The organism is Bacillus inaquosorum (assembly GCF_023238325.1).
Taxonomy (GTDB): domain Bacteria; phylum Bacillota; class Bacilli; order Bacillales; family Bacillaceae; genus Bacillus; species Bacillus inaquosorum.
The window spans coordinates 803,968-828,497 of the sequence record NZ_CP096592.1 but is presented as its reverse complement, the minus strand read 5'-3'; the positions used below and the strand labels follow the sequence as shown (position 1 = coordinate 828,497).

Sequence of the window (24,530 nt, the reverse complement as noted above, 5' to 3'; positions counted from 1 at the left end):
ACGAACATCGTTTTTTCTATACTTGAGAAGCTGTACAATACGCGAATAAGGTGAGTTCATATATGGATTTTGAAATTCGATTTTTATCCTTTTATGTCATACAGGTGGAAGGCAAGGACGAGCAGGCAAACAAGCAGTTCAAGCACTTCCAGACCCTTGATACGGGTGAATTTGAAGAAAGCGAGCTGAAGGACTTTCTCGACGGGGAGCTGAAAAAAATCGTCAAACGGAAAGCAGACCGCCATCCGCAGTCCGAGCAGGTGCCGACGAAAATCGGCCATTTTATCGTCGAGCCCGGCCACGAGCTCGATTCCAACCCGAACTACAACATGTTTAACCGTGCGCGCCTGGCGGAAACAAAAGAGGACTTTAACGAGCTGAGCGAGCAGTTCGTCCGCACGTACCTCGACACGAGTGCAGTTCGCGGCGGTGTGTTCCTCGTCGCTTCGGCCGTGCCGAGAAAATACTTCGACGAGTCATTTGTCTTCATTATGAAATGTGATTTCGAGCCAAAGGTCGCCCGCATTTCAGACGCGTCTTCTCTTATTAAAAAAGTCGAAATGGCGATTACGACAAAAAACATGAAAAGCATCCAATACCCGTTCATGCCGGAGGAAGGGATGGTCGAGGAAGGCGAGCTGAAAATCCACCAGGCCTCGCACGCCCGCTATTTTGAGGACTTTCTGAAATTCGTCGAGTACGGAGAATCGATGCCGGAAATCATGAAAAACCAGGTCATGAACATGGTGCAGGAGCACGTCTACGAGACATTTGAAGACAACAGCGAAGAGCTCAAGCAGTTCGAGCACGACATCGAAATATGGGAAGCAAGCGAAAAACGGGAAATCCAAGAGCGCCTCGACACCCATCAAGTCATCGAAGCCACCGCCCAAATCATCGAGCACACGCCAGAGGCCCAACTGAAAATGAAAGTCGGAGAAACAGAGATTAAGGGATTGCTCGCGGATTTTGGCGATTCAATTCATCTCGCAAAAGTAAACGGGCGCTATGTCGCGCTGATTGAAGCCGAGACAATTTCGTTTGAGAAGGGCAGTTCGCCGGTGGAGTTTTATAAGCCTGATGATTTAGTAGAGGTAATAGAGAAAATTAATAACAAAGGTTTTAACTAAATATCCAATTAACATTAATAAGTGACCAAAGCTTACTAGATAATAATTACGATACAAGTTGTTTGGCAAAACATTTTGCGATAATCCTATTTCCTTAAATAGGATTATTTATTTACATAAAGGCTAATACAATTGGATCTTAAGTTCTTCCTCTAAGTACATATGAAGCAACGGGAACACATGAAAAAAGCTAGTTGGATTTTTTTGATTTTTGGCAATTCATGTTAAATAAATGTTATACTATAGAGAATCATATCTTGGAGGAATGCACATGAAAAGAGTATTTTTGTCTCATAGTAGCGCCGACAAAAAGAGCTATATTGAAATTGTTGTAGAACAATTAAAAAAAGAATTAGGTATACAAAGAATAGTTTATGATAATCTTACATTTGAAGAAGGTATGGGTAATTTGGAAGAAATCGAGAAAGGATTAGATAAATCTGATTTATTTGTAATTTTCCTTTCAAATAGTTCCTTGGAGTCTGAATGGGTAAAAAAAGAGTTAGATTCTGCCTTTGATTTGTACCAATCGGGCAAATTAAAAAGAATCTATCCAATAATTATTGATCATAGGATTACTCATTTAGATAGCAGAATACCTAGTTGGCTAAGGAAAGAATATAATCTTAAACCAGTTAATAGACCAACTGTAGCCACTAGAAGAATTTTACAAAGACTGCGGGAAATAAGTTGGATGGATAATCCCCGAAATAAAGAGAAAGAAAAATTATTCGTAGGAAGAAATGAATTAATCGCTCAGTTTGAAGAAAGGCTCGACTCTTTTGAAAAGCAATCTCCAATATGCGTTATTGCATCTGGTTTGCAAAACATTGGGAGGAGAAGTTTAATAAAACACAGTCTTATAAAAGCTACAATAGTGGATGAAAGTTATTCTCTGCCATCAATAACACTTGATTCTCATGAGAGTTTAGAAGATTTTATAATTAAACTTTATGATTTAGGATTCTCAAACTCAAAAGACCTAGGAAATTTAATGTTTAAAGATATTAATACTAAAGTTGATCTTGCAGTAGATTTATTGAAAGATCTACAAATTTCAAAAGAGATATTAATGATTGTAGATGATGGAGGAATTGTAAGTCCACAAAGAGAAATAAGCAATTGGTTTAATGAAATAGTCCTTAAACTCCAAACAACTAACCAAATTACAATATGTGTTGCTTCTTCATTCAGAATAAACAGGACCAAATTACTACATAATGACCTTTTCTTCGCCTTAGATATTCCCGAGCTTGACATAAAAGAACGTGGAGGATTACTAAAGCGTTATTCAACAATTGAAGGGTTGAATCTTGGGAGAAGTGATTTAGACTTTTTCGTAGGACTACTTAATGGATTTCCGGAACACGTATTTTATACTGTATCATTAATTAAGGATAGAGGGATTACAAATGTTAAAAATAATTCAGATTTAATAGTAGACTACAATGATGACAAAGTAACATCTATTTTAGAACAATATAGTAATCAAGAAACGCGTGAGTTTTTATATTTATTGTCAACGTTTGACTTTATTAGTTATGATATGATTTTTGAAGTAGTAGAAGAAAATAAGTTTTATAAAAAATTGTTAGAAGAATTTATAGCAAAAGCTATTTGTGAGAACATTGGTGCAAATTCTGAATACGTTAGAGTAAATGATGCAATAAGGAATCATATTATTAGACAACGGTTACAGATACCAAGGATATTTCAGAAAAAACTGGATTCTCATTTAAAACAATTTCTGATGACTTATCAACAGGAAGATAAAGATGCTTCAGATTTTTTCTTTTCTATGAAACAAGCTTTATTGTCTGGGAACAGTATCAATGAAAAGTTTATCGTACCATCTCATTACCTAAAGACCATGAAGGAGCTTTATGATAAAGGTAAGCGAGATAGTGATGTTGTAAATTTAGCTGATAAAGTACTTAGAAACAGAAATTACATGGATATCAACATAAAACACGAAATTCAATATTACCTATGCTCTTCCTTAGCACGCCTCAAGAATCCACGATTTCTTGAGGAAGTTCAACAAATAAATGGTGCCGATCACAATTTCCTTTTAGGTTTCTACTATCGATTAACAGGAAATGATATAAAAGCTATTGAAAGGCTTAACAAAGCTTTAGAAGAAAGACCTAATTTTGCAAGAGCAAAAAGAGAACTTGTTGTCGCATACAATAATATTGAAGAATATCAAAAAGCCTATAATCTCGCCAAAGAGAATTATGAACAAAATAAGAATAATCCTTATCATATTCATGGATATTTCACTTGTCTATCTAACAATAATAACAATGAAAACCTTTTATTAAATGATATTGAAAAAAAGCAAATTTTACAAGAATTACTAACAAATCTCGAAAAAAACGAATCGGAAATTGGTAAAAGCATGTCTTATAGATTGAATGCTGAATATCAAGCCTTTGTTGAAAATGAAGAAGATTATGCCATCCAATTAATAAATCAAGCCATTGAAAAATTTAATGATGATATTTATCCTCTTTTCACTAAATTTTCAATTTGTGAACGTTTCAACAGAATCCAAGACATGGAGAATGTTATTGAAATTTTAGAGGGAGAGATAGGTAAAGGAAGTAGGTTTTACAAAAATCTTTTAAAGAATAAGGCAATACTACTTGCTAAAAAGGGGAATTTAACTGAAGCACTTAGATTAGTTAATAGCATCAAATATCCAGAGAATGTGTTGTCAAAGATAAAAACAAAAATTGAAAGATATGCGCAACAATATTCTTATTAGTTTCCTCACTTTGAAAAGTCCAGAAATCACTTTCTGGACTTTTCCTATTTAATACCCTTCCCTCAACACCGCATGGCACTCCCCAATCAGCTCTTCCGCTCCCGGCTCTCCTTTTAGGCCGCGGCGGACGATTTCTGAGGATAGGTTCTGGACTTTGAGCGCTCTTGGGGCTCTTCTTTCGTAATACGCATGAAATGCGGTTTCGATGTCGTCGTGGTTTTTGAGTTCTTCGGCGAGGACGATGGCATCCTCAATGGCCATTGCCGCTCCTTGTGCCAAGGTCGGCGCTCCGGCATGGGCGGCGTCTCCTCCGATGACGACGCTGCCTTTGTACCATGGCTCCTGCACTGCGACCTGTTCCAGTTTGTTAAACATGACAGGATGCTCTTTTGACATATGCTTTGTGACAAAATCCAGCCCCGGAAAGCTGGAAAGAATCTCTTTTACTCTATCAAACCGGGTATCTTCTTTATCCCAGTAATCGCTCGTGCAAGGCTGGAGAACGAAGACATAGCCGGCGTGTTCCGCCAATGGCACGACGCCAATTTGTGTGTCTCCGCTTCTATACATCAATGTCGCGTCCTCAAATGTAAAATCAGGAAGTTCGATATAAAAGCGCCATGCCCCCATGCCGAGGTGCTCTTTTTCTGTTTCCTTTTGCAGCATCTTATCGCGAACAGCGGAATGGATGCCGTCAAAGCCTGCCAGAATGTCAGCCTGCATCTTCTCTCCGTCTTCACATACGGCAGTAACCGATTCAGCCGTTTCTTCATAGGTAACAACTTTTTTCCCCCACTTGATATGTACACCCGCCGCCTCGGCATGCTTCATGAGAATGTCATTTAGCGTCTTTCGCAGAATATTATTTCGTCCCGGAAGTGTATCGTCTAAAAAGGATTCACTGACTTGAAACAGCAAATCCCCCTGTGCATCAAACGTTTTAAACCATTGTGTTTGAAAGCCATGCTTACAGCACTCATCGAATATGCCCAATTCTTTCAAGACCGCCAGTGCGTTTTGCGGCTGGAGAATCCCCGCACCCGTTTTGCGGTTTTCTGTAGCCGCTTCACACAAAGTGACGGAAAACCCTGCTTTACTGAGGGATATGGCCGCTGACAAGCCGCCGATTCCGCCTCCTGCTATCAAAATATGTTTCATATGTAATACCACCTTTTCAGCTTTGTATTTAGTTAGGTGCCTAACCATATTACCTTACTATGTTGAGTAAAAAGCTGTCAATCCAGGTTGCGTTACGATTTTCGCTCCTTTATAATCGTGTCACTACTAATGTACAGGAGCTTATTGCGATGGAATTAAAACATTTACCGAAATATAAGCATATAACAGAGCACGCCGAGACGTATGCTAATATTGACGCCGGCTCTCTTGAATTGTTTTTATCTCTTTTTGATATCTCAAAAAAAATGAATCATGTGATGGAGCATTATTTCGCAGGCCGCGGGCTGTCAGAGGGAAAATTCAAAATCCTGATGCTGCTCTTTGATGCCAAGGACCACACGTTAAGTCCGACCGAGCTTGCCAAGCAATCCAACGTCACGAAAGCAACGATTACAGGCCTGCTGGACGGGCTGGCAAGGGACGGGTTTGTCAGCCGCAGACATCACACAGAGGATAAACGAAAAATCAGCATTGAACTGACAAAGGAAGGCAAAGAACGGCTGGAGCAATTTCTGCCCGGCCATTTCAGCAAAATCTCCGCGGTGATGGAAAACTACAGCGATGAGGAAAAAGACATGTTCGTGAAGATGCTTGGTGATCTTTTTGAAAAACTAAGCGTGTTTAAAGACTAAAAAACCCGTCCGACCAGGACAGGCTACAGCGTCTTTTCTTCTGCAGCCGGATACATATCCGGCTGTTTTTTCTTTATGACCGTAACAAATATACCGCTGATGACACATGCAATGCCGATCAAATGCACAAGCTCAAACGGCTCCACACCTGACAAAATGACAGCCGAACAACTCCGCATGCCTTTTTATGTATGACGAAAAGCGCCTATCCAATGACAGGCGCTTTTTCATTAATCATCACTGCTCAAAATGCCAAAGAAGCGAAGCAGGTTGATGAACAAGTTGATAAAGTCAAGGTACAGCGATAATGCCATAACGGGAATTAAGTCTTCCGTAATATGGCGGTGTTTGATTTGGTTCAAATCATACAAAATGTAAAGGGAAAAGACGATGGTTCCGATCACGGAATACGCCATCATCGCCGCTGAGTTTAACGGACTGAAAATATTGAAAATGCCAACCACTGCCAGTGCGAGCACCGCTACCAGCAGAAATGACCACAGGAAGGATAAATCCTTCTTCATTTTTGCGCCGATTGTGCCCAGAACAGCAAAAATAACAAATGTAGAGCCAAAGGCTTCAAGCACGACATAGGCGCCGGCGATGGAAGCGTAGTGGCTGACGATCGGAAATAAGGTAATGCCTGAAACAAACGCGAATGTATATACAAACGCATATCCGACCGCTTTTCTTCTGCGCATCCAGAAGGCCAGAATAATCATCCCCACTTCAAGAATAGAAAGCGGGAGCATCAAAGCGATAGGAACAAATTGGCCGATAAAAAGACCGACAGTCGCGATCAGCAGCGTGAAAACAAAGACTGTCAAGATGCGCTGCATGATCGATTGCTTACTCTCGTGAACCGTAGCTTGCATGTCAAAAATCCTCCTAAAAAATGATCTTAAAGGTCTATTATATAAAAATTGGATGAAATATGTATATGTTTTAAGGAGAATTTAATGAAAACAAACGCCCTTATGCGATCACTTTGATTCTTTCCTTTTCAGCGAAAAACGGTGCTTTTCTATTTTCTCAATTTGGGTAACCTGAGAATCATGAACCGTAATCTGAACGGTGCCGAAGTCGAGCGTTTCCAGCGAGCTGATTATTTTTTCAATCACTTCCGGATCAATGGTTGATTTTGAAACCAAAGGACCTTCCCCCCTGTTGAATTTATTTTAATTCACAGTATTCTTATAAGAATTATAATATTATGTTTTTTTTGATAAATCAATGGTGTTTTCTGTTCAAATCAAAAAGGCACATGATCACCCGATGGCGGACAATCATATGCCTAATCAGACTTCCTATCTGTTTTCTTCCAATTCCTCAACAATACAGCGGACGCCCATATTTTCTAATGCCTGCTTCAGCGTGCCGTATGTTTCATATTCACTGAAATCTAGCCCCAATTGAATCGATGTCTGGGCCACATCCGGGCGAATCCCTGAAAATACAGCTTTAACGCCTAATAAGACAAGCGTTTTTGACAGGTTGTACAGTTGCTGCGCCACCATGGTATCCACAATCGGAACACCCGAAAGATCAACGACAAGGCTTGTAATTTTTCTCTCGATACAGCGGACAGGCACTGTTTCTAAAATGACCTGTGCCCGTTTCGTATCTATGGAGCCGATTAGCGGCAATATCCCGATTCCATCCGCAATGGAAATGACCGGGCAGCCCAGCTCAGAAATCAGTTCCTGCTGAGACGTGAGCCTCATCAGCATAAATTTTTGGTACTGCTCGGAAAATTCAATAATCAGCTTATCGAACGACTGATTCACAATGCGGTTCCACCGGTCGGCATCCTCATTTGTGACGATATCCTGATTCTCTTTTATAAACGCAACGACAGCATCCCAGAATGAGATTCTTGAGTTTGATATGGCTTCTACGACCTCATGCACCTGAACATCTTGCTCTACCCTGTTTTTCGCGACGGTTTGCGCCCATTTAGTCATATTTTCTTGGAACTCGGTTTGATCCTCCAGAAATGCGCTTGCGATTGTTATATTGGTAAACGTATGCTGCTCGGTTAAGAGCTTTTTCATTTCTTCACTTAAATGGTCGGCGGAATATAGCTCGCCTTTCAGCTGACATCGCAAACTGAACCATTTGTCAGTAATATCCGCAGTGTGGTCTATGATATATTGATATAATAATTGATCGATATTCACGGTCTGTCTCCTTTTTCATAATAGAAGCTCTTTCATTATAAAATGATAAATCGGAATTGTGAATGGGACTAGGGAAAAATGAAATGATTCTGCATCCCGAACACATTCCAATTTCATCCATAGGCGAATGCACCAATAAACGTCCGCATGCATAGACTGCAAATGTACAGTTTACAATGAGAAAGGACGTTATCACATGTATTATGTTGATCCTTATATGTTTGCCGGGCATTTTTATGATCCTTGGCCTGCTTTTGAATATGAATACCGTTATCCAAATGGTTACCCATGGTCGGGCATCGGCGGCGGGGCTTTGCCTGGCTTCGGCGGCGGTTCCGGCTCTGGTATTGGCGGTGGGGCTGTACCTGGCTTCGGCGGCGGTTCTGGCCCTGGTATTGGCGGTGGGGCTGTACCTGGCTTCGGCGGCGGGGCTGTACCTGGTTTCGGCGGTGCGCCACAGGGCCCCCCGCCTTCCCAAATACCAGCGAAGCCGCAAAAGCCGCAGGGTACTCAAGGAGCTGTTTTTTTAGTTGAACCCATCACCATTCGGCCTTGCCTCTTCCGGTTTACCTATGTTTGGTTAACCAATGGCCGCTCATTTTGGTTCTTCCCGATCATTCTTGGCAGAAGATCCGTCGGCGGCTTTTATTGGGATCCTTCACGGCGACGCTGGGTTTATTTCGCCTTAGACACTAATTTGATAGATGTTGTGAGCTGCTCGTATTAATTGAAAATCAGCCGTTTTCCGGCTGATTTTTTTATGTTACTTCGGCCATAAACAGGTTATAGTATTACTATCTTTCAAATTGGAGGTTTCCCTATGATCAAACAAATTGGCACTGTTGCTGTATATGTTGAAGACCAGCAGAAAGCGAAGCAATTTTGGGCGGAGAAGGTTGGCTTTGATATTGCGGCGGACCACCCGATGGGGCCCGAGGCAAGCTGGCTGGAGGTTTCGCCAAAAGGAGCCCAGACTCGTTTAGTCATTTACCCGAAAGCTATGATGAAAGGCTCTGAACAAATGAAGGCTTCTATCGTGTTTGAATGTGAAGACATCTTTGATACATACGAGAAAATGAAAACAAACGGTGTAGAATTTCTCGGTGAGCCCAATCAAATGGAGTGGGGCACCTTCGTTCAATTTAAGGACGAAGACGGCAATGTGTTTTTATTGAAAGAATAACGATGCGGCGGCGGTTCTATTCCGCCGTGCTCTCCCTTTGACATTGAGAATGAATTTCATTTACAATCATTCATATATGAGAATGATTGGAGAGAGACGATGTTTGTTCAATTGAGAAAAATGACGGTAAAAGAAGGCCATGCAGATAAAGTCATAGAACGTTTCAGCGCTGAAGGAATCATTGAAAAACAAGAAGGTTTAATTGATGTGACAGTGCTTGAGAAAAACGTCCGCCGCGGTGATGAGGAAGTTATTGTCATGATTCGCTGGGAATCTGAGGATCACTGGAAGCAATGGGAAAAAAGCGATGCGCATATCGCCGGCCATAAAGCGAACAAGGGCAAACCAAAGCCTGACTATCTGATCAGCACTGAAGTGAGCATGTATCATGTAAGAGCTGTTAAACAAGGGACTCACGAATAACAAAAAGAGCTTGCACCAGCTGCAAGCTCTTTTTTGCGGTCATGATGAACTGCTTTCTTCGTATGTGATGAGATAAAGAGGCTGGTTGGCGTGCCACTCCGCATATAAGACGTCCTCAACCCTTTCAACTCCATGCTTTTGCAGCGATTGTTTCAGCCATTGTTCATCCACGCCTGCTTCCGTCAGGTTGTCAAACACAATCTCCCCATCCAGTATTAATGTAGCCGGCAAAGACACATCCTTAGGCGGAAGGTTCATATCTTTTCTGGTCGGTTTATCAAAATCGGCTTTCGGGAGCACACTGATCATCCCGTTTGTTTCCAAAATCGCATATTCCACTTCCTGAATCGAAAAGCAGCCTTTTTGTCTCAGGAGGCTTTGCAGCTGATTAATATCGAGCTTGTTTTCCTTCAGCATCTTGTATTTCAGCTTTCCTTTATGGATCACAATATTTGGTTCGCCCTCCAGAAACTTTCTGGATCCTTTTAGCTTTTGTGTAATCAATTCAATTAAAAAGATAAGCAAGCCCCATAGAAGCGAAGCAAAAATAATTTCTTTAATCTTGATTTCATGATCATAGACGGCATTTCCAACCAGTTCCCCTAAAATTAAAGCAGAAATAAAGTCAAACGGAGTAAGTTGAGAGAATTGGGTTTTCCCAAGAAACTTCAAAATGACAAATAAAATACCGAGACCGCAAACTAATTCTATTGCTACATTTAGATAATCTCCCACGTTGATAGCACCTACTTCTTAAAAGCTACTACCATTATGGTCAACTGCACTATTTCTAAACCGGAACTGCACATTTCGATAAAAAAAGCAGCCCGTCGCCGGCTGCCGTTTTCACATCATTTGGTGCATTGCCAGCATGTCATGAAAAAGCCGCTCTGCATCACTGCGGTCAATTGTGACAAGCGGATCATTGAGAAACGCCTGAAATGCGAGAGCGCGATCCTTTGTTAAACCGGCTTCCGCCACTGCCTCCTGATTGGATACGTGCCTAGCCGCCAGCATTTCTACACCTTTCGGCAGCGCTCCAGAGAAAATCGGATGGACGCTGTTGCGGGTAATCAATGCATTCGTTTCGACAATCGCTTGTAAAGGAAGATTCGAAACTTGGCCTTGATTCGGCACATTTACATTCGTGACGAATTCACCCAATCCGAGAAGAGCCGCTATGATGTTCACGCCTTCTTCTCCCGAGGCTTTCCCGGCAGCGCCCCGTTTTTGTACGATCAATCGTTCTGTTTCTTTTCGTTTCTCATCTCTGTCTTGTTTTCTGAATGATACAGATGTGAGATGAAATTTCCAAGCCTCAGGCTGTTTGAGGTAAGGACCGTGAAGAAATTCTGCCAGGTGCCTGTCACCTGCAGCGGGGATGGCGCCATACGTTTCAAATAAATCAAACGCGACACGGTGTGCCGAACGAAAGACGCTATCCCTCCAGCTTTCCCCCTGCAGCTCATACCCTGATTCTCCATAATGCGCGCTGAATTCATGGAATATAGGCAGCAGGTCAATATGGCGGTAAGAGGCTTCCGTGATCCATGTGAAATGGTTAATGCCGAGTACATTGACGCGGATATCTTCGCGCAGCAGCACCTCTACTCCGAGCCTTTCCGTGACCATTTCCGCCAGCAGCTTTTGCGTGCCGAATACCTCGTGGCAGCAGCCAATGGCTTTGATGCCGGGAAAGACTTTATGCAGCACTCTTGTACAGACAGACATCGGATTTGTATAATTAATGACCCATGATTCCGGTGCGTAGTCTCTTATTGCCCGGGCAATTTCCGCAAACATCGGGGCCGCTCTTAAACCTCTGATGATCCCGCCCGGCCCGACAGTATCACCCACAGATTGATAAATACCGCAGCGCTCAGGCAAGTGGACATCGATTTCCATGTCATCCAGTGAACCCGGCAAAATAGAAATAATGACGATATCCGCGCCTGATAACGCCCTTTTCAAAGTAGAAACTGCTTCATACCTCCATCTGCCGTCTCCGCTGTAATTGCCGATCACTTCATTTTTTTGAGCCGCTTCAAAATCAAGATCATAGAGCGCCACCGTGCCTGACATCCGTTCATCAATCGACAGATCACTCATCAGGCTTCTGGCCCAGCCTTGAGATCCCCCGCCGATATAGGCGATTTTAATCTGATTTAACGTACTGATATGAAACACTCCCTTTCTCAGCCTTTCACCGAACCGATCAGCATTCCTTTCGCAAAGTGTTTTTGTAAGAAGGGATAGACCGCCAAAATCGGAAGCGTCGCAATCACAATGACGGCGAGTTTAATCCCCTGCTCAGGCGGAACGGTATTTTGCATCGTATCGCCATTGGTCGCCGTTAAATCCGATAAGATTGTGACTTGGCGAAGCACCATTTGCAGCGGCCATTTTGCACTGTCATTGATATATAAGAGGGCGTGGAAGAAATCATTCCAAATCCCGACCGCATAAAACAGCGCAAAAGTCGCAATAACCGGCTTTGACAGCGGCAGGGCGATTCGCCAGAAAACGCCAATTTCGGAACAGCCGTCAATTTTTGCCGATTCCTCCAGCTCACGCGGCAGCTGCTGAAAGAAGTTTTTGATAATAATAAGATTGAACGGATTGATCGCCATCGGCAGAATCAATGCCCAATACGTATCCAATAGGCCAAGTGATTTCACGACAAGGTACGTCGGAATCATGCCGCCGGAAAACAGCATGGAGAAAATCACCAGGTTCAACAGCAGATTCCGCCCCTTCACATGCCGCTTCGCCAGCGGATACGCCATCGTGAAGGTGAAAAACAGCTGCACAGCCGTCCCGACCACGGTGATGAAGATGGATACGCCCATGCTTCGGATGAACGTCGGTGTCGAAAACACATACTTGTAAGCATCGAGTGTAAAGGTTTTCGGGAAAATAAAGAAGCTGCGCTGGGCGAGCTCCGCTTCTGTCGCAAAGGAACCCGCGATAATATACAAAAACGGCAAAATGGTAATCGCGCCGACACCGCCGAGAAACAGAATGTTGCAGATGTCAAACACCCGTCCGGCTTTTGTGTTGTGCATCGTGTGAACTTCAGCCATACCTCTCCCTCCTCTAAAACAATCCTTCCTGATCAAACTTTTTCGCAATGTAATTGGCGCCGAAAATCAAGATAATCCCGACAACCGATTTAAACAAACCGACCGCCGTACTGTAGCTGTACGCACCTTGGGTAATCCCCATCATGTACACGTACGTGTCAAAAATGTCGGCCACACTGCGGTTGAGCGAGTTCGTCATCAAATACACCTGTTCAAAGCCGAGATTCAAAAAGCTGCCGATTCTTAAAATCAACAAAACGATAATGGTGCTTCTGATTGCCGGCAGCGTAATATGCCACATTCTTCTGAACCGGCCCGCTCCGTCCATAATGGCGGCTTCATACTGCTCCTGATCAACCGTCGCCAGCGCGGCCAAAAATAAAATCGTTCCCCAGCCTGTCTCCTTCCAGATGCTTTGCATCACGATCATCGGCCGGAACCAGTCCGCGTCTGATAAGAAGGAAATCTGCTCACCTGTCAGGCTCATGACCATTTTGTTGATCACACCGGTATCCACAGTAAAGAAAACAAAGGTGATGCTGACCACAATTGTCCATGAAACAAAATGGGGCACGTAAATAAAGGTTTGGATGCATCTTTTATACACGGCCTTTCTCAGCTCATTCAAAAGCAAGGCCAAAATGAGCGGTGCAGGAAAGGCAAACAAAAGATCCAGGCTCGCCAGCATGAGCGTGTTGCGCAGCAGCCGAAAAAAATCCGGATTCATAAAAAAGTCTTTGAAATAATCAAAGCCGACCCATTCGCTTTTCCAGAAGCCGAGATATGGAGAATAATCCTTAAATGCAATCAGCACGCCCCACATCGGCAAGTATTTGAATATCAAAAAATAAAGCAGACCGGGAATAAGAAGTAGATAAAGCCATTTGTCCCGTTTGAGTGCAGCCATCCAGCTGATGCCTTTTCCGGCAGTGAGAACAGGTGCATTACCCTTCTTCGGCACTGTTTCCATATCTGTTCTCCTTTCGTGATACCGGGGCGCCCGCCGAACGGCAGGCGCATCGGTTTATTTTGATGATTGATACAATTTGTTCAAGTCCTTCATCAGTTCATTGCCGCCGCTGTTTTTCCAAAGCTCCACCGCATCCTCGAATCCTTTTTCATCAATTTCTCCAATGATAAATTGTGTTCTCGCGTCGAGAATGATGTTGTCAAGCTGGGCTCCTTTTTGGGTATACACATCAGATACAAGCGACTCAGCCGGGTTAAAGACGGCTATTTTTTCTCCTTCGGTTATGATGTCCTTGCGATGCTGGAAGAGCTTTGTTTTCTGGTCTTCGATGTAATACTCGCTTTTCGGAATCGACATGCTGAACTGCGCCAAGCCTTCATGCTCATAGAGGAGTGATTTGTTGTTTTTTTCAAGTGAGGTGAATACGCCGTCCTTGAGCTCGTAATTGCGGCCCTCCACGCCGTTGTTCGTGAGAATCTGCGCTTCCTTATCATTCATCTTATCGAGGAAGGACAGCACCTCTTTCAGCTCTTTTTCCGTTTTCACGCTTGATTTTGGTATCGCAATCATGCCTGAATATCCTGATGTCGGAAAGGTGCGCTTGCCTTTTGGTCCTTCTACTGTGCCGACGATATCAATGACATCCTTGTTCGACTCATCCGCTTCTTCCATGGCACTTTGAATTTGCGACGCTCTGGAGCCTGTATCAACGATGACACCCGCTTTTCCTTTCACAACCGGATCGTTCCACTTCGCTGAATCCATGACCGCAAAGTCCTTATTGATTAAGCCTTCATCATAAAGCTTTTTAAAAAACGTGAGCGCCTCCATGTATTCCTTCGTTGTAAAATCAGGAATCAGCTTTCCGTTTTCAACGCCGTAGCGGTTCGGAGCGCCGAACCAGATTTGCAGAACATCCCACGGGCTTCCGTTGCCGAGCCCCATCCATTTCGGAACGACCATGCCGTACGTATCATCCTTGCCGTTTCCGTCAGGATCTCTTTCCTTAAAGGCTTTCAGCACTTCATAGAAATCATCAAGCGTTTCCGGCATATCCAGACCGACGTTTTTAAGCCAGTCGGTTCTGATGATCATACACGCTCTGATCAGGTCCCTCGTTCTGTAGATTCCGTACACCTCGCCGTTCACCGAGCTGTTCTTCAAAATCTTTTCATCTGCCTGGCTTATATTCTTGTAGTCTTTTAAATAAGGAGACAGCTCCCAAAATGCCCCCGCTTTGACGGACTTGATAAAGCCCGCTGATTTATCTTTAATCACAATGGCATGAGGCATCTCTCCGGAAGCCATGACGATGTTGAATTTGTCGTTGTAGGATGAATCAGGCACCCATGTGACCTTAATATCTTTGCCTGTGTATTTTTCGAGCGCTTTTAATGAAGGGCTCTTTTCACTCGGGCTTTCCGGCGATAAGAGCGGCGCCATAATTTTGATCGTGTCTTTCGAACCGCCTGCTGAACTGGATGTTTCCGAATTGCTGCATCCGGCGATCATCATGGCAGCGAGCGGCAAGGCCAGCCATTTTTTTCGCATTCTATTTTTCATGATGCGTAAGTCCCCCTTTTTTTCATTTTGCATTTCCCCTTTGCCCCTCCCAATATAAAGCGCTTACATAAATTCTTGCAATCTTCATTTTTTGCACCATTTCTCCTATGAAATTCCTGCTGTTATCCTTTTTTGCCAGACGTTTCTTTTTTTGCCGGAAGGGAATCTCCTATCAATTCCAGCGCCGCAATGACGTTTAAACACCATTGAGAGACAGTGTTCGTTGTCACCCACGGGAGCTCCTCCAGCTCCGTCCATGTCTCGATGCTCTCCGGTTTGATCGGAAGCGGCGTATGGCTCAGCTTATCATCGAGCAAAAGATTCCACGCTTTGGCGGCGAGATGAGGATCTTGTTTGTTTCTTGCGGCGTAGGCAGTCATGGCAGCGGCAAACATCGGCCAGTGAAAATGCCTGTCATGAAGCGAGCCTCCGCTTTTTTTCCGTTTTTCTTCATCACTGAGTGTGTAAAATTCGCCGAATTCACTCAGCATTTCCTCCCATTCCCGGTCATGAAGAAGCTCAGCCAGCTCCATCCACACTTGCGGCGCGCCGAAGGCAATGATCATATGATATCCGCCCGCTATGCCGTCTCCCATGTGATGAAGCATCGAGGTCGCCGGATCATATTCAAATGTCGGGCCGGATAATAAGCGGAGCGGCAGCCGCTTCAGGCAGCTGATGCCCGTTTGGATTTTCTTGAGATAATCTGGATTTCCGGTACGCTCCCATTCAGTCAGCCAGTTCGAGCAAAACGCCGCCCAGTCCGGTCCTGTTCTCGCGTGGGTCGGGTGCTTGCCTTTTTCGTAAAAAGCACGCATCGGATCGGTTTTGACGAGGGCGTAATCGGCGTCCTTCACTTCTGTCAAAAGATCTCCCGTCCGCTCATCTCCCGTCAGATAATAATAAAATTTATAAAGCCCAGCCATGCTGATCCTTGCTTCCTTGCAGCCGCATCCCCAGTGCACAACATTATGCCGTGAGCCAAGCCCTGCGTATTCCCCGAGATGAAAGCTGTCCGTTTCGCTCGTGTGGCGGGTCATGGCTTCTGCCATACGGAAGATATCCTCTCTGCCAGAGCGGAAAAACGCCTGCCACAGCCATAAGGTCGGAACGAGCTCATTATTTTGCCATGCGTACCCGCCGAGATCATACCGCCACATATGCCGGATCGGGTCATACGTATGCATGACGTCGCCATAATGCCAAAACCCGTACCATCTGCGCTGCTCTACTTCCTTTTTATAAAATAGAAAGGCGGCGTCAAGCTGTTCTTCCAGCTCTTTTTTAAGCGGATGGGATGTGTCAATGACACTCCAAACCCCCAGCGCCTTTGATTCGTAATAGACGTCTGGCTCGCATACAAGCAGCGGAGGCGCCTGCCATTTGTCAGCGAGCGTATTGAGGACATCGTCAGACGGTGTGCGAGAAAAGCACGACAGGCTGATTTCATTTGTATTGGCAATACCGGTCGGGTCAGAGCGCATTTCATCAAAGCCCTCATACGCGCTGATCACATAGGTGTTTCCTGTATAATGCCGCAAATCCATTGTCTCTCCATCCGGGGGCCAAAGCCAGACAGTCATTTTGGGATGGCTGCCAGCAAGACCTGTAATTTCCAGCGCTGACGGATATTTCTCAAAAAAATACCGCAGACCGAGTGCTATGCCGCCATTTTCGCCGCCCGCATAACAGAGCCCCTTCGCCCGGCTGCCATGCAGCATGCCGACCCACGCATAATCTTTTCCGGTCCGTTTTGACAGGCTGTAATGATCGCTGGAATCCTGAACAAGCTTGACATCGTTCCAAATCACATTCTGTGTGCCGTGCGCAAACCATTCCTTGTGCTCTTCACTTGGAGACAGTATTTCGCCATTGATTTGTTTTTGATAAAGCGGATACCGTTCACTGAATTTACGTGTGCCAAATAGCTGGGCGGGTTCTTTGTACATCCCTTTGTCTCCCGCAAAACGGAAATGTCGGTTGTACGGCTCCCCTTCCAGAAAAAGGTCAAACACTATGCCGAGCCCCTTAATGAAATCTTGTTTCCCATTCCTGTCAATCAGCTGCGTGTGTACGATGCCGATTTCAGACAGTCCGGCATAAAACGTCAATCGGATGACAAACGGCAGCCTCTCCTCATTTGTTTTTTGGAGAATATGCACGCCCTCTATCTTGACCAACGCTTTGATAGGACCGCTCTTCTCAATCGCCGCACGTTTGATGAGACTGACAGACGTTTCATGAAAAAGAGCCGTTTCCGCCGCCGTCTCTTTTCTCGTTTCTCTTAAGGCAACGAGCCTCCCGCCTGCGGCGATCGGCTTTCCGTTAGTCTGCAATGATTGAATGAAGTCGGAGCCTGTTTTATGGATGGTACAGATGAGCATTCCTGTATCGACTTGGATGTGATGCTCTGACTCATTGATGCTGAGCGATTCGGTTGGCTGCGGGGCTTCTCCTTTTTGCACTGTAAAGCTTTGGTTTGCCTGTCCGCTGAACACCGCCGCGTGCTTCGTCCACTTGATGCTCCCGTCCGGCCAATAGGCCGACGGTTCGCTTTGCACATATCGGCTTACCGCATTTTCATTTACAAGCGCCAGTCGATCTCCTTTTTTCAATTCTCCTTTTTTCCATGGCACGCCCCACGTTACACCGCTTGTCACCTTTGGCTGTTCTGATAACCATTTGATCTTTTTCATCGGTCCTCTCCCTCCATAGAAAAAAGCTGATTCGATGCAAAGAATCAGCTACGATTTGTCAAACTGAATCACACGGTATTCATGCGGTCCAACCGCCAGCCTTCCCGCTTTCGCCGAACGGTTTGTCAACAGATCCATTCCCGCTTCCGGCAGTGTCACGCTTCCGCCTTTTCCATCCATATTGATGATGATCCACACAAGGCCGTTATCGCCTTTGCGCGGGGCAACGATCGTGCCGGGTGTAACATCCGACCGGACAGAAATGGCTGCTTCAGCCGCGTAATGCCTGACGAGCGCTTCCAGCATCGCATCTCCTTCTTTCCCGGATGGAAGCGAGCCGAGCATGACGATTTTCCCTTTGCCGTGCTTCTGTTCTATCAGAAAAGCATGGCCTGCTCCCGGTCCTGATTCAACCGTGCCGAGGGTGTTTCCGTTCTTTGTATCAAATACCGCGCTCCACAGCCCGAGCGGCGCCGTGATGCCAAATGCTTTTCCTGTATTCATGTCCTCGTTCATTGGAAAGGTAAACAGCGTTTTGATACCGACTGTTTTCTCAAGTTCTCCAAGTCCGCCATCGGTATGAATGGTATGTTCGCTTGTGCGCCCTCCAGTCAGCGGCCCGGCGATCCAGATGCCGCCCGCTTCAGCGAATGCCGAAGCTTTGTTGATAAATTCAGCAGACAGATACGGCACAAATGGCGTAAACAGCAAGCGGTAGCCGTCCAGCGGAACGCCTTCCGGAATGAGGTCACGGTGAATCCCCGTGTTAAGAATGCGTTCATAAAAGTGCGTCACTAGCGAACGGTGCTGGAGTCCCCGGTGAGGTTCAGTTTTGATAAATGCTTTTGCTCTGTCGGAGTAAGTCATCGCCGCCTCGGCTTGAACGGGTTCAGTCAATAGAATGACCGGTTCGATTTCCTTTCTTGCCCGCTCGACCGCCAGCACATTTCGGTAGCCGACGGTGGGCTCGCCCCAGGCACTCAGAACAGAACCGTGTGAAATCTCACTGCCTGAACGCTGCTGGCGCCACAGCCAATAGCAAAAGCCCTCGCTTCCTAAGGCGTAGGAGGATACGGCTTCAGCCTGCAAATACCCGTCGGCGTGCGGGAAAGCGGAGCTTTCGAGCGAGGCAGCATATGACGGACTCGTTTCCAATATCCAAAACGGGCGACCTTGTTTCAAATTTCTCCATAAATCACAGTTCAATAAGAAGGCAGAGGCGTTTTCCTGAGAAGCGTACGTATCATAGGAGGCAAAATCGAGATTCCGAAACATCCGCTCATTGTCCACACTGAACATAACAGAGCCGTTATGCGTGATCGGCGCATCCGAATAACAGCGGATGATTTTGGCCTGTTCATCGGCAAATAAAGCGATCATCTCCATCGAAAACAGCTGATACATTGTGCTTAGTGAGGCGTGATGCAGAAACGGAGCTGGCCCCGGCTGCGGCACCTGCTCAAATGTCTGGTAGGTTTCGCTCCACACATCGGTTCCCCATGCTTCGTTTAACCGCTCAATCACGCCGTAGCGATTTTTGAGCCAGTCATGCCATAGGCGCAAGCACGTCTCACACATGCATTCAGCAACATGACATTTAAACTCATTGTCGAGCTGCCAGCCGATCAGTCCCGGGAGCTGGCCAAGCTCCTTGGCGATGCTTGTGGTGATGATGGCGGCTTTTTTTCGGAAATACGGATTGTTCGTACAAGCATGCTGACGGGATCCATGCCCCATGACCTCTCTTTTTTCGTTTACATGCATGCGCTCCGGACTGCCGTGCGACAGCCAAATCGGCGGTGTTGGCGTCGGCGTGCACATGATCGTTTCGATGCCGTTATTATACAGCCGGGTGATAATCTCTTTGAAAAAACCGACGTCAATTTTTCCTTCCTCCGGCTCCATGACGGACCAGGCAAATTCGCCGATCCGCACAACATTAATGCCAGCTTCACGCATCATGTCAATGTCCTGCTGAATCGTCTCTTCATCCCATAATTCCGGATAATAGCAAGCGCCGTGATATAGTTTTCCCCTCACATTTTTCACCCTTCTTTGATGATCGATTCTGTCAATGGCAGGCCGAGCTCCTTTATGCCTTTTGCCACAAGTTTCGCCATTTCATTTGCGCCCTTTTTTGTAAAGTGCGTGTAATCGTTAATACCTTCTGAAACCATAAAATAGGTATACACTTTTCCCTCTCCCTTTTCGGTAAAGAAAGCGAGGCTTTTCTCCATCAGATCAATGAGCTGGACATTCTCCTCATCAGCCGTTTGCTTCATGGCAATGCAATAATCAGGAAAGTCGTTCAAAAACACGCCGTTTTCATAATGAAAGCGGGCTACGGGGGTAATGAGAAGCGGATGGGCGCCTTTTTCTCGCGCACCTGCGATATACTGCTTTAAATATTGTTTATAGGTGGTATAAGGCTCGGTGTAGCGCTCCGGCTTATTTTTCGACGCGTCATTATGACCCATCTGCACAAACAGCCAGTCATCCGGCTCGATCACATCAAGAATCGCCTGAAGCCTGCCCTCTTCCACAAATGTTTTCGAGCTTCTTCCCCCGATCGCCCTGTTAATCACTTGAATATACTCCGGCAGATGTGAGCCGAGAAACTGTCCCCAGCCCCCTTGATTTGTGCTGTCTCCATACGTTTGAACAGTCGAATCTCCGGCAAGATAAATGTTATTTGCCATTACTCATTCCCCCTCGTTTTTTTCATTTCATATGGCTTCGATCATGGACAGCTCTTCCCTTGAAAAACCGGTGAGTGCAACGCCTGAACATTGTTCGTCCTGCCCTTTGATAAGCCATCCTTTCAAAGCAGTCAGCTTTTGCTTTGTATACCACCATACGTTCCCCCTATAGCGGCGCCTCCGCCTTGCTGCCCGCTATGTACAGGGCGGGCTTCGGCGGTTTTTTCATTCCCGTTCCGAGATAAAAACCTGTGTGCGGCGGCTGGTTGTAAGCGGTGTTCTGCCAGGCGATGCCAAGCCTGTAAACCGGGTCGTGCATCAGCGTGTAAAAGCGGTGGCGGGTGAGATGTGTCGTTGTATAGATGCGAAGCGCGCTGCTGTCTTCCGTTCTCCATATCACTTCTTCCCGCCAGTCTCCGAACAGATTGGCCTGAAGAACAGGGTTTCCTTTCGTGCCGTTGTTGGACAGCACGCCGTCCGGCTGAAAAATCGTCTTTAGACAGCGATTTTCGGCATCCCACTTTTCAATCTTTGGCCTGCCGATTGTTCCGTCCCAGTCATGATCGAGCAGCTCCCTGACCAAGTCGCCGTCCCACCAGATGGCGAAATTGGCTGAGGCAGGCGCTTTGTCGCTGATTTTTTCTCCTTTGCTCGTAAAAAGGCCGTATGACATTCCGTCATTGCCCGGCGGATCAATTCCCCAGACAAGCGACCCTTTGTAGTTTGGATCGATATGAGCCGCCATGCCTCTGCCGACATCTGTCCCGGCATGGACGCCCCATAATATCTCGCCGGTTCCGGCATCTCGCAGTGACAGTCCGTACGGCTTTGTGGCATCCTCATGCACCTGAAACACTTCAAGCCCTTTTCGGGACGGATCCAGATCCCCTACATGCATCGCATCTCCGTGCCCGAGTCCCGTTGTGTACAGGCCGGTACCGTCATGATCGACCGCCATGGCGCCGTAAATGATTTCATCCTTCCCGTCGCCGTCAACATCCGCCACGCTCAAGCTGTGGTTGCCCTGCCCTGCGTACGCTTCATTACCCGGCTGATTGGAATCAAATAGCCAGCGCTTTTTAAGCCTCCCGTTTCTGAAATCGTATGCCACGAGCACCGCTCTCGTATAGTAGCCGCGCGCCATCACGAGGCTCGGCCGTTCCCCATCCAAATAAGCGATTCCGGCGAGAAAACGGTCCATGCGGTTTCCGTAGCGGTCTCCCCAGTCCTCCAGCTTGCCGCGGGGCGGTTCATATTCCACGGTCGTGAGCGCTTCACCGGTTTCTCCTTTAAACACCGTCAAATATTCCGGACCGGACAGGATTCTGCCCTGTTCATTTCTAAAATCGGCATGCTCATCGCCGATGATGTGTCCTTTCCCGTCTGTTGTGCCGTCGGCTGTTTTCATGGCGATTTCTGCTTTTCCGTCACCGTCCAGGTCATAAACCATAAACTGGGTATAATGCGCGCCCGCTCTGATGTTTCTGCCGAGGTTAATGCGCCACAAAAAGGTGCCGTCCAGTTTATAGGCATCTATGAGAACCTCCCCGGTATATCCGTCATGGGCGTTGTCTTTGGAATTGGACGGGTCCCACTTCAGGATGATTTCATATTCTCCATCCCCGTCCACATCCCCGACACTGGCATCATTGGCGCTGTAGGTGTACGGCTTTCCATCCGGTGTCACACCGCCTTCCGGTTTGTTAAGCGGAACCTCTAGGACATTTTCCCGCCAGACGGGAGCTTCTTTGGAAAGTTTTTCTTCCCGTCCTTTATTGACGGCCGCCACCTGATAAACAGAGTCCGCCGTCCCGTTTTGATCAAGAAAATTGGTGCTGTCCGCGATCGGCTCGCGGGTGATCCGCTTTCCGTCCCGATAAAGGTGAAAAGCCGTCGTCTCATGATCCGTTCCGAGAAAACGCCAGCTGACAAACACACCCTGCTCTGTCTTGACCGCAATTAAGCCTCTGGTCAAGTATTCCATCTGCCTCTTTTTTGGTTTCATTTGATGGGAACGGGCTGCGCACAGCCCGTTCCTCCCCCCCCTTTCTGTTAAGGCGTATACATATTCGGTTTTGGCTGTTCCGCCATGCCGTCCCCTAAAAAGAAGCTTGTGTGCGGCGGCTGATTATACGCGACATTTTGCCAGGCGATGCCAAGCCGGTACACAGGATCGTGCATCAGCGTGTACAGCCTGTGCTCAGTCGGAATGGTCGTGGTGTAAATGCGGAGCGCACTGCTGTCCTCCGTTCGCCACACAACTTCCTCACGCCAGTCACCGAGCAGATCAGCCTGAAGTGCCGGTGTTGCTTTTGTGCCGTTGTTGGCGGCCGCGCCTGACGCAGTCAGCACATTTTTCGATACGCCGTTTTGATAATCCCACTTATCGATTCGGTTGCTGTCCAGCTGTTCCCGCAGCAAGTCGCCGTCCCACCAGATGCCGAAGTTGGTCGAGGATGGAACGCTGCTTCCGATTTTGACTCCTTTCGCTGAGTAAAGAGAACCGTTTGCCCATACTTCCTGTCCCGGGTAACGCGGGTCAATATCAGCAGCCATCCCCCGGCCTACATCCTTGCCGGCATAAACGCCCCAAAGGATTTTTCCGGTTGCCGCATCACGGAAGGATAAGCCGTATTTTGCGTTTTTGTCCTCATGCACCTGAAACACCTCAAGACCAGGCCGGCTCGGATCAAGATCCCCGGTATGGAGGGCATCCCCGTGGCCTAAGCCAGTCGAGTACATGCCTTTGCCATCATGATCAACAGCCATTGAGCCAAAAATGATCTCATCTTTACCGTCTCCGTCAACATCCGCGATGCTCAGGTTGTGATTCCCCTGTCCGGCAAACGCTTCATTTCCCGACTTCGAAGAATCAAGCGTCCAAAGCTTTGACAGCTTTCCGTCTCTGAAGTTATAGGCGACAAGCATGGTTTTGGCATAATACCCTCTAGTCATGATCAAGCTCGGCCGCTGTCCGTCGAGGTAGGCAATGCCGGCGAGAAAACGATCAACACGGTTGCCGTAGCTGTCTCCCCAATCCGACACATTGCCGCGCGCCGGTTCAAAGTTTGCGGTGACAAGCTCTTTCCCGGTTGCACCTTGAAACACAGTGAGATATTCAGGGCCTGAAAGCACACGCCCCTGTTCATTTCTGTAATCAGCATTGGCATTTCCAATCACTTTGCCCGTGCCGTCTTTTGTCCCGTCTGCCGTTTTCATCGCCACTTCCGCTTTTCCGTCACCATCAAGGTCATACACCATAAACTGGGTGTAGTGCGCTCCCGCTCTGATGTTTTTGCCGAGATTGATCCGCCATAATTTCGTTCCGTCCAGTTTATACGCGTCAATCAGCACGTCACCCGTATAGCCATCCTGTGAATTGTCCTTTGAATTAGACGGGTCCCATTTCAGGATCAGCTCGTATTGCCCGTCTCCATCCACATCGCCAACACTTGCGTCATTGGCGCTGTAGGTGTAAGCTTCACCCTTTGGCGTCGTGCCGCCAGCCGGTTTATCCAGCCGGACAGAATGATACGGCTGCGCCCATACGGAGGCTTTTTCAGAAGCCGCCTGTTCGGTTCCGTTTACGATAGCCCGAACCGTATACGCAGAGCCCGCCGATCCGTTTTTATCCACATAGTTCGTGGTTTTGACAGGCGCAGCATTCAGCTTTTGCCCGTCTCTGTACACATTGAACGAAACCGATGCGTTTTCAGTGCCAAGAAACCGCCAGCTGACAAAAATGCCGCCGTCCGTCTTGACCGCCACAAGCCCCCGGTTCAGCGCTTCCATCTGCCGCGCTGCCCCTTCAGCTTTCACAGGACATACAGAGGCTCCCATCACCAACAAGACCAGCAACGTAACAGCGGTACATATGCGTTTCCTTCGTGTAATCATCAGACAGCTCCTTCTCATTTATCTGTAAGCGCTTACTTAAATTGGATTTTATGCGCTGCGGGAGCTGTCTTCAATTTCACTTTTTTGCATCTGCCTTTTTCAGACACTGTACTTTTTTGCGCGAT

The 24,530-nt window shown here is 46.6% G+C and carries 20 protein-coding genes and 1 pseudogene; 6 read left to right on the top strand and 15 right to left on the bottom strand.

From position 1 onward, the window contains the following. The first annotated feature begins 62 nt into the window (after positions 1–62). Positions 63–1,130 (top strand): DUF3900 domain-containing protein, encoded by a 1,068-nt coding sequence (locus tag M1M80_RS04080; RefSeq protein ID WP_060398128.1) that lies wholly within the window; start codon positions 63–65, stop codon positions 1,128–1,130. 271 nt (positions 1,131–1,401) lie between these two features. Then, positions 1,402–3,900 (top strand): TIR domain-containing protein, encoded by a 2,499-nt coding sequence (locus tag M1M80_RS04075; RefSeq protein WP_060398127.1) that lies wholly within the window; start codon positions 1,402–1,404, stop codon positions 3,898–3,900. Between the two features lie 48 nt (positions 3,901–3,948). On the opposite strand, the gene M1M80_RS04070 is transcribed toward M1M80_RS04075, so the two are convergent. Then, positions 3,949–5,058 carry an FAD-dependent oxidoreductase gene (locus M1M80_RS04070; protein ID WP_060398126.1) on the bottom strand — a complete coding sequence of 370 codons (1,110 nt, stop codon included), beginning with the start codon at positions 5,056–5,058 and terminating at the stop codon, positions 3,949–3,951. Between the two features lie 149 nt (positions 5,059–5,207). Between M1M80_RS04070 and yetL the strand changes: the two genes are divergently transcribed. Beyond that, on the top strand, positions 5,208–5,711 hold the full coding sequence (gene yetL, locus M1M80_RS04065) for a transcriptional regulator YetL (RefSeq protein WP_019257731.1): 504 nt from the start codon (positions 5,208–5,210) through the stop codon (positions 5,709–5,711). A gap of 23 nt (positions 5,712–5,734) precedes the next feature. Here the strand turns inward: yetL and M1M80_RS04060 are convergent. The 4 genes and pseudogenes from M1M80_RS04060 to M1M80_RS04045 all read right to left on the bottom strand — a co-directional run. Then, positions 5,735–5,878, bottom strand: a pseudogene (locus M1M80_RS04060) (DMT family transporter); the annotation flags it as partial. A 63-nt stretch (positions 5,879–5,941) separates the two neighbouring features. After that, positions 5,942–6,586, bottom strand: coding sequence for a Bax inhibitor-1/YccA family protein (locus M1M80_RS04055; protein WP_019257729.1), 645 nt, complete (start codon positions 6,584–6,586; stop codon positions 5,942–5,944). Positions 6,587–6,694: 108 nt separating this feature from the next. Next, the gene (locus M1M80_RS04050) at positions 6,695–6,862 is read right to left on the bottom strand and encodes a YezD family protein (RefSeq protein WP_014476089.1); all 168 of its coding nucleotides are present in this window, start codon (positions 6,860–6,862) and stop codon (positions 6,695–6,697) included. A 156-nt stretch (positions 6,863–7,018) separates the two neighbouring features. Further along, a complete protein-coding gene (locus M1M80_RS04045) occupies positions 7,019–7,891 on the bottom strand; it encodes an STAS domain-containing protein (protein WP_060398125.1) in 873 nt (290 codons plus the stop codon). Positions 7,892–8,087: 196 nt separating this feature from the next. Here M1M80_RS04045 and M1M80_RS04040 point away from each other — a divergent pair, with 196 nt between their 5' ends. The 3 genes from M1M80_RS04040 (at position 8,088) to hmoA (ending at position 9,497) form a co-directional block, all read left to right on the top strand. Further along, a complete protein-coding gene (locus M1M80_RS04040; protein WP_060398124.1) occupies positions 8,088–8,618 on the top strand; it encodes a hypothetical protein in 531 nt (176 codons plus the stop codon). 93 nt (positions 8,619–8,711) lie between these two features. After that, entirely contained in the window at positions 8,712–9,074 is a 363-nt protein-coding gene (locus M1M80_RS04035; RefSeq protein ID WP_003239988.1) for a VOC family protein, read from the top strand. A gap of 99 nt (positions 9,075–9,173) precedes the next feature. Then, positions 9,174–9,497 carry a heme-degrading oxygenase HmoA gene (gene hmoA / locus M1M80_RS04030; protein WP_060398123.1) on the top strand — a complete coding sequence of 108 codons (324 nt, stop codon included), beginning with the start codon at positions 9,174–9,176 and terminating at the stop codon, positions 9,495–9,497. Positions 9,498–9,536: 39 nt separating this feature from the next. Here hmoA and M1M80_RS04025 read toward each other — a convergent pair whose 3' ends face one another. From M1M80_RS04025 to rhgW, 10 genes are all read right to left on the bottom strand, one after another. Then, a complete protein-coding gene (locus M1M80_RS04025; RefSeq protein WP_003239992.1) occupies positions 9,537–10,232 on the bottom strand; it encodes a DUF421 domain-containing protein in 696 nt (231 codons plus the stop codon). A gap of 111 nt (positions 10,233–10,343) precedes the next feature. Then, positions 10,344–11,684 carry an alpha-galacturonidase LplD gene (gene lplD / locus M1M80_RS04020; RefSeq protein WP_060398122.1) on the bottom strand — a complete coding sequence of 447 codons (1,341 nt, stop codon included), beginning with the start codon at positions 11,682–11,684 and terminating at the stop codon, positions 10,344–10,346. Positions 11,685–11,692: 8 nt separating this feature from the next. Continuing rightward, positions 11,693–12,580 (bottom strand): carbohydrate ABC transporter permease, encoded by an 888-nt coding sequence (locus M1M80_RS04015; RefSeq protein ID WP_060398121.1) that lies wholly within the window; start codon positions 12,578–12,580, stop codon positions 11,693–11,695. Between the two features lie 13 nt (positions 12,581–12,593). Then, positions 12,594–13,550: an ABC transporter permease gene (locus M1M80_RS04010; RefSeq protein WP_003239999.1), complete on the bottom strand. Its 957-nt coding sequence runs from the start codon at positions 13,548–13,550 to the stop codon at positions 12,594–12,596. A 54-nt stretch (positions 13,551–13,604) separates the two neighbouring features. Next, positions 13,605–15,113 carry an extracellular solute-binding protein gene (locus M1M80_RS04005; protein WP_060400001.1) on the bottom strand — a complete coding sequence of 503 codons (1,509 nt, stop codon included), beginning with the start codon at positions 15,111–15,113 and terminating at the stop codon, positions 13,605–13,607. 122 nt (positions 15,114–15,235) lie between these two features. Further along, a complete protein-coding gene (locus M1M80_RS04000) occupies positions 15,236–17,809 on the bottom strand; it encodes an exo-rhamnogalacturonan lyase family protein (RefSeq protein WP_060398120.1) in 2,574 nt (857 codons plus the stop codon). Positions 17,810–17,857: 48 nt separating this feature from the next. Then, on the bottom strand, positions 17,858–19,849 hold the full coding sequence (locus tag M1M80_RS03995) for a beta-galactosidase (protein WP_060398119.1): 1,992 nt from the start codon (positions 19,847–19,849) through the stop codon (positions 17,858–17,860). Positions 19,850–19,854: 5 nt separating this feature from the next. Continuing rightward, on the bottom strand, positions 19,855–20,508 hold the full coding sequence (locus M1M80_RS03990) for a rhamnogalacturonan acetylesterase (RefSeq protein WP_060398118.1): 654 nt from the start codon (positions 20,506–20,508) through the stop codon (positions 19,855–19,857). A gap of 166 nt (positions 20,509–20,674) precedes the next feature. After that, a complete protein-coding gene (gene rhgX / locus M1M80_RS03985) occupies positions 20,675–22,513 on the bottom strand; it encodes a rhamnogalacturonan exolyase (RefSeq protein WP_060398117.1) in 1,839 nt (612 codons plus the stop codon). Between the two features lie 47 nt (positions 22,514–22,560). Next, a complete protein-coding gene (rhgW, locus tag M1M80_RS03980; RefSeq protein WP_060398116.1) occupies positions 22,561–24,405 on the bottom strand; it encodes a rhamnogalacturonan lyase in 1,845 nt (614 codons plus the stop codon). Positions 24,406–24,530: the final 125 nt, after the last annotated feature.

Excerpts from the sequence above, each read along its gene's own strand:
- M1M80_RS04080 (WP_060398128.1), top strand. The coding sequence starts at position 63 with ATGGATTTTGAAATTCGATTTTTATCCTTTTATGTCATACAGGTGGAA.
- M1M80_RS04075 (WP_060398127.1), top strand. The coding sequence starts at position 1,402 with ATGAAAAGAGTATTTTTGTCTCATAGTAGCGCCGACAAAAAGAGCTAT.
- M1M80_RS04070 (WP_060398126.1), bottom strand. The coding sequence starts at position 5,058 with ATGAAACATATTTTGATAGCAGGAGGCGGAATCGGCGGCTTGTCAGCG.
- yetL (WP_019257731.1), top strand. The coding sequence starts at position 5,208 with ATGGAATTAAAACATTTACCGAAATATAAGCATATAACAGAGCACGCC.
- M1M80_RS04055 (WP_019257729.1), bottom strand. The coding sequence starts at position 6,586 with ATGCAAGCTACGGTTCACGAGAGTAAGCAATCGATCATGCAGCGCATC.
- M1M80_RS04040 (WP_060398124.1), top strand. The coding sequence starts at position 8,088 with ATGTATTATGTTGATCCTTATATGTTTGCCGGGCATTTTTATGATCCT.
- M1M80_RS04035 (WP_003239988.1), top strand. The coding sequence starts at position 8,712 with ATGATCAAACAAATTGGCACTGTTGCTGTATATGTTGAAGACCAGCAG.
- hmoA (WP_060398123.1), top strand. The coding sequence starts at position 9,174 with ATGTTTGTTCAATTGAGAAAAATGACGGTAAAAGAAGGCCATGCAGAT.
- M1M80_RS04015 (WP_060398121.1), bottom strand. The coding sequence starts at position 12,580 with ATGGCTGAAGTTCACACGATGCACAACACAAAAGCCGGACGGGTGTTT.
- M1M80_RS04010 (WP_003239999.1), bottom strand. The coding sequence starts at position 13,550 with ATGGAAACAGTGCCGAAGAAGGGTAATGCACCTGTTCTCACTGCCGGA.
- M1M80_RS04005 (WP_060400001.1), bottom strand. The coding sequence starts at position 15,113 with ATGAAAAATAGAATGCGAAAAAAATGGCTGGCCTTGCCGCTCGCTGCC.
- M1M80_RS04000 (WP_060398120.1), bottom strand. The coding sequence starts at position 17,809 with ATGAAAAAGATCAAATGGTTATCAGAACAGCCAAAGGTGACAAGCGGT.
- M1M80_RS03990 (WP_060398118.1), bottom strand. The coding sequence starts at position 20,508 with ATGGCAAATAACATTTATCTTGCCGGAGATTCGACTGTTCAAACGTAT.
- rhgX (WP_060398117.1), bottom strand. The coding sequence starts at position 22,513 with ATGAAACCAAAAAAGAGGCAGATGGAATACTTGACCAGAGGCTTAATT.
- rhgW (WP_060398116.1), bottom strand. The coding sequence starts at position 24,405 with ATGATTACACGAAGGAAACGCATATGTACCGCTGTTACGTTGCTGGTC.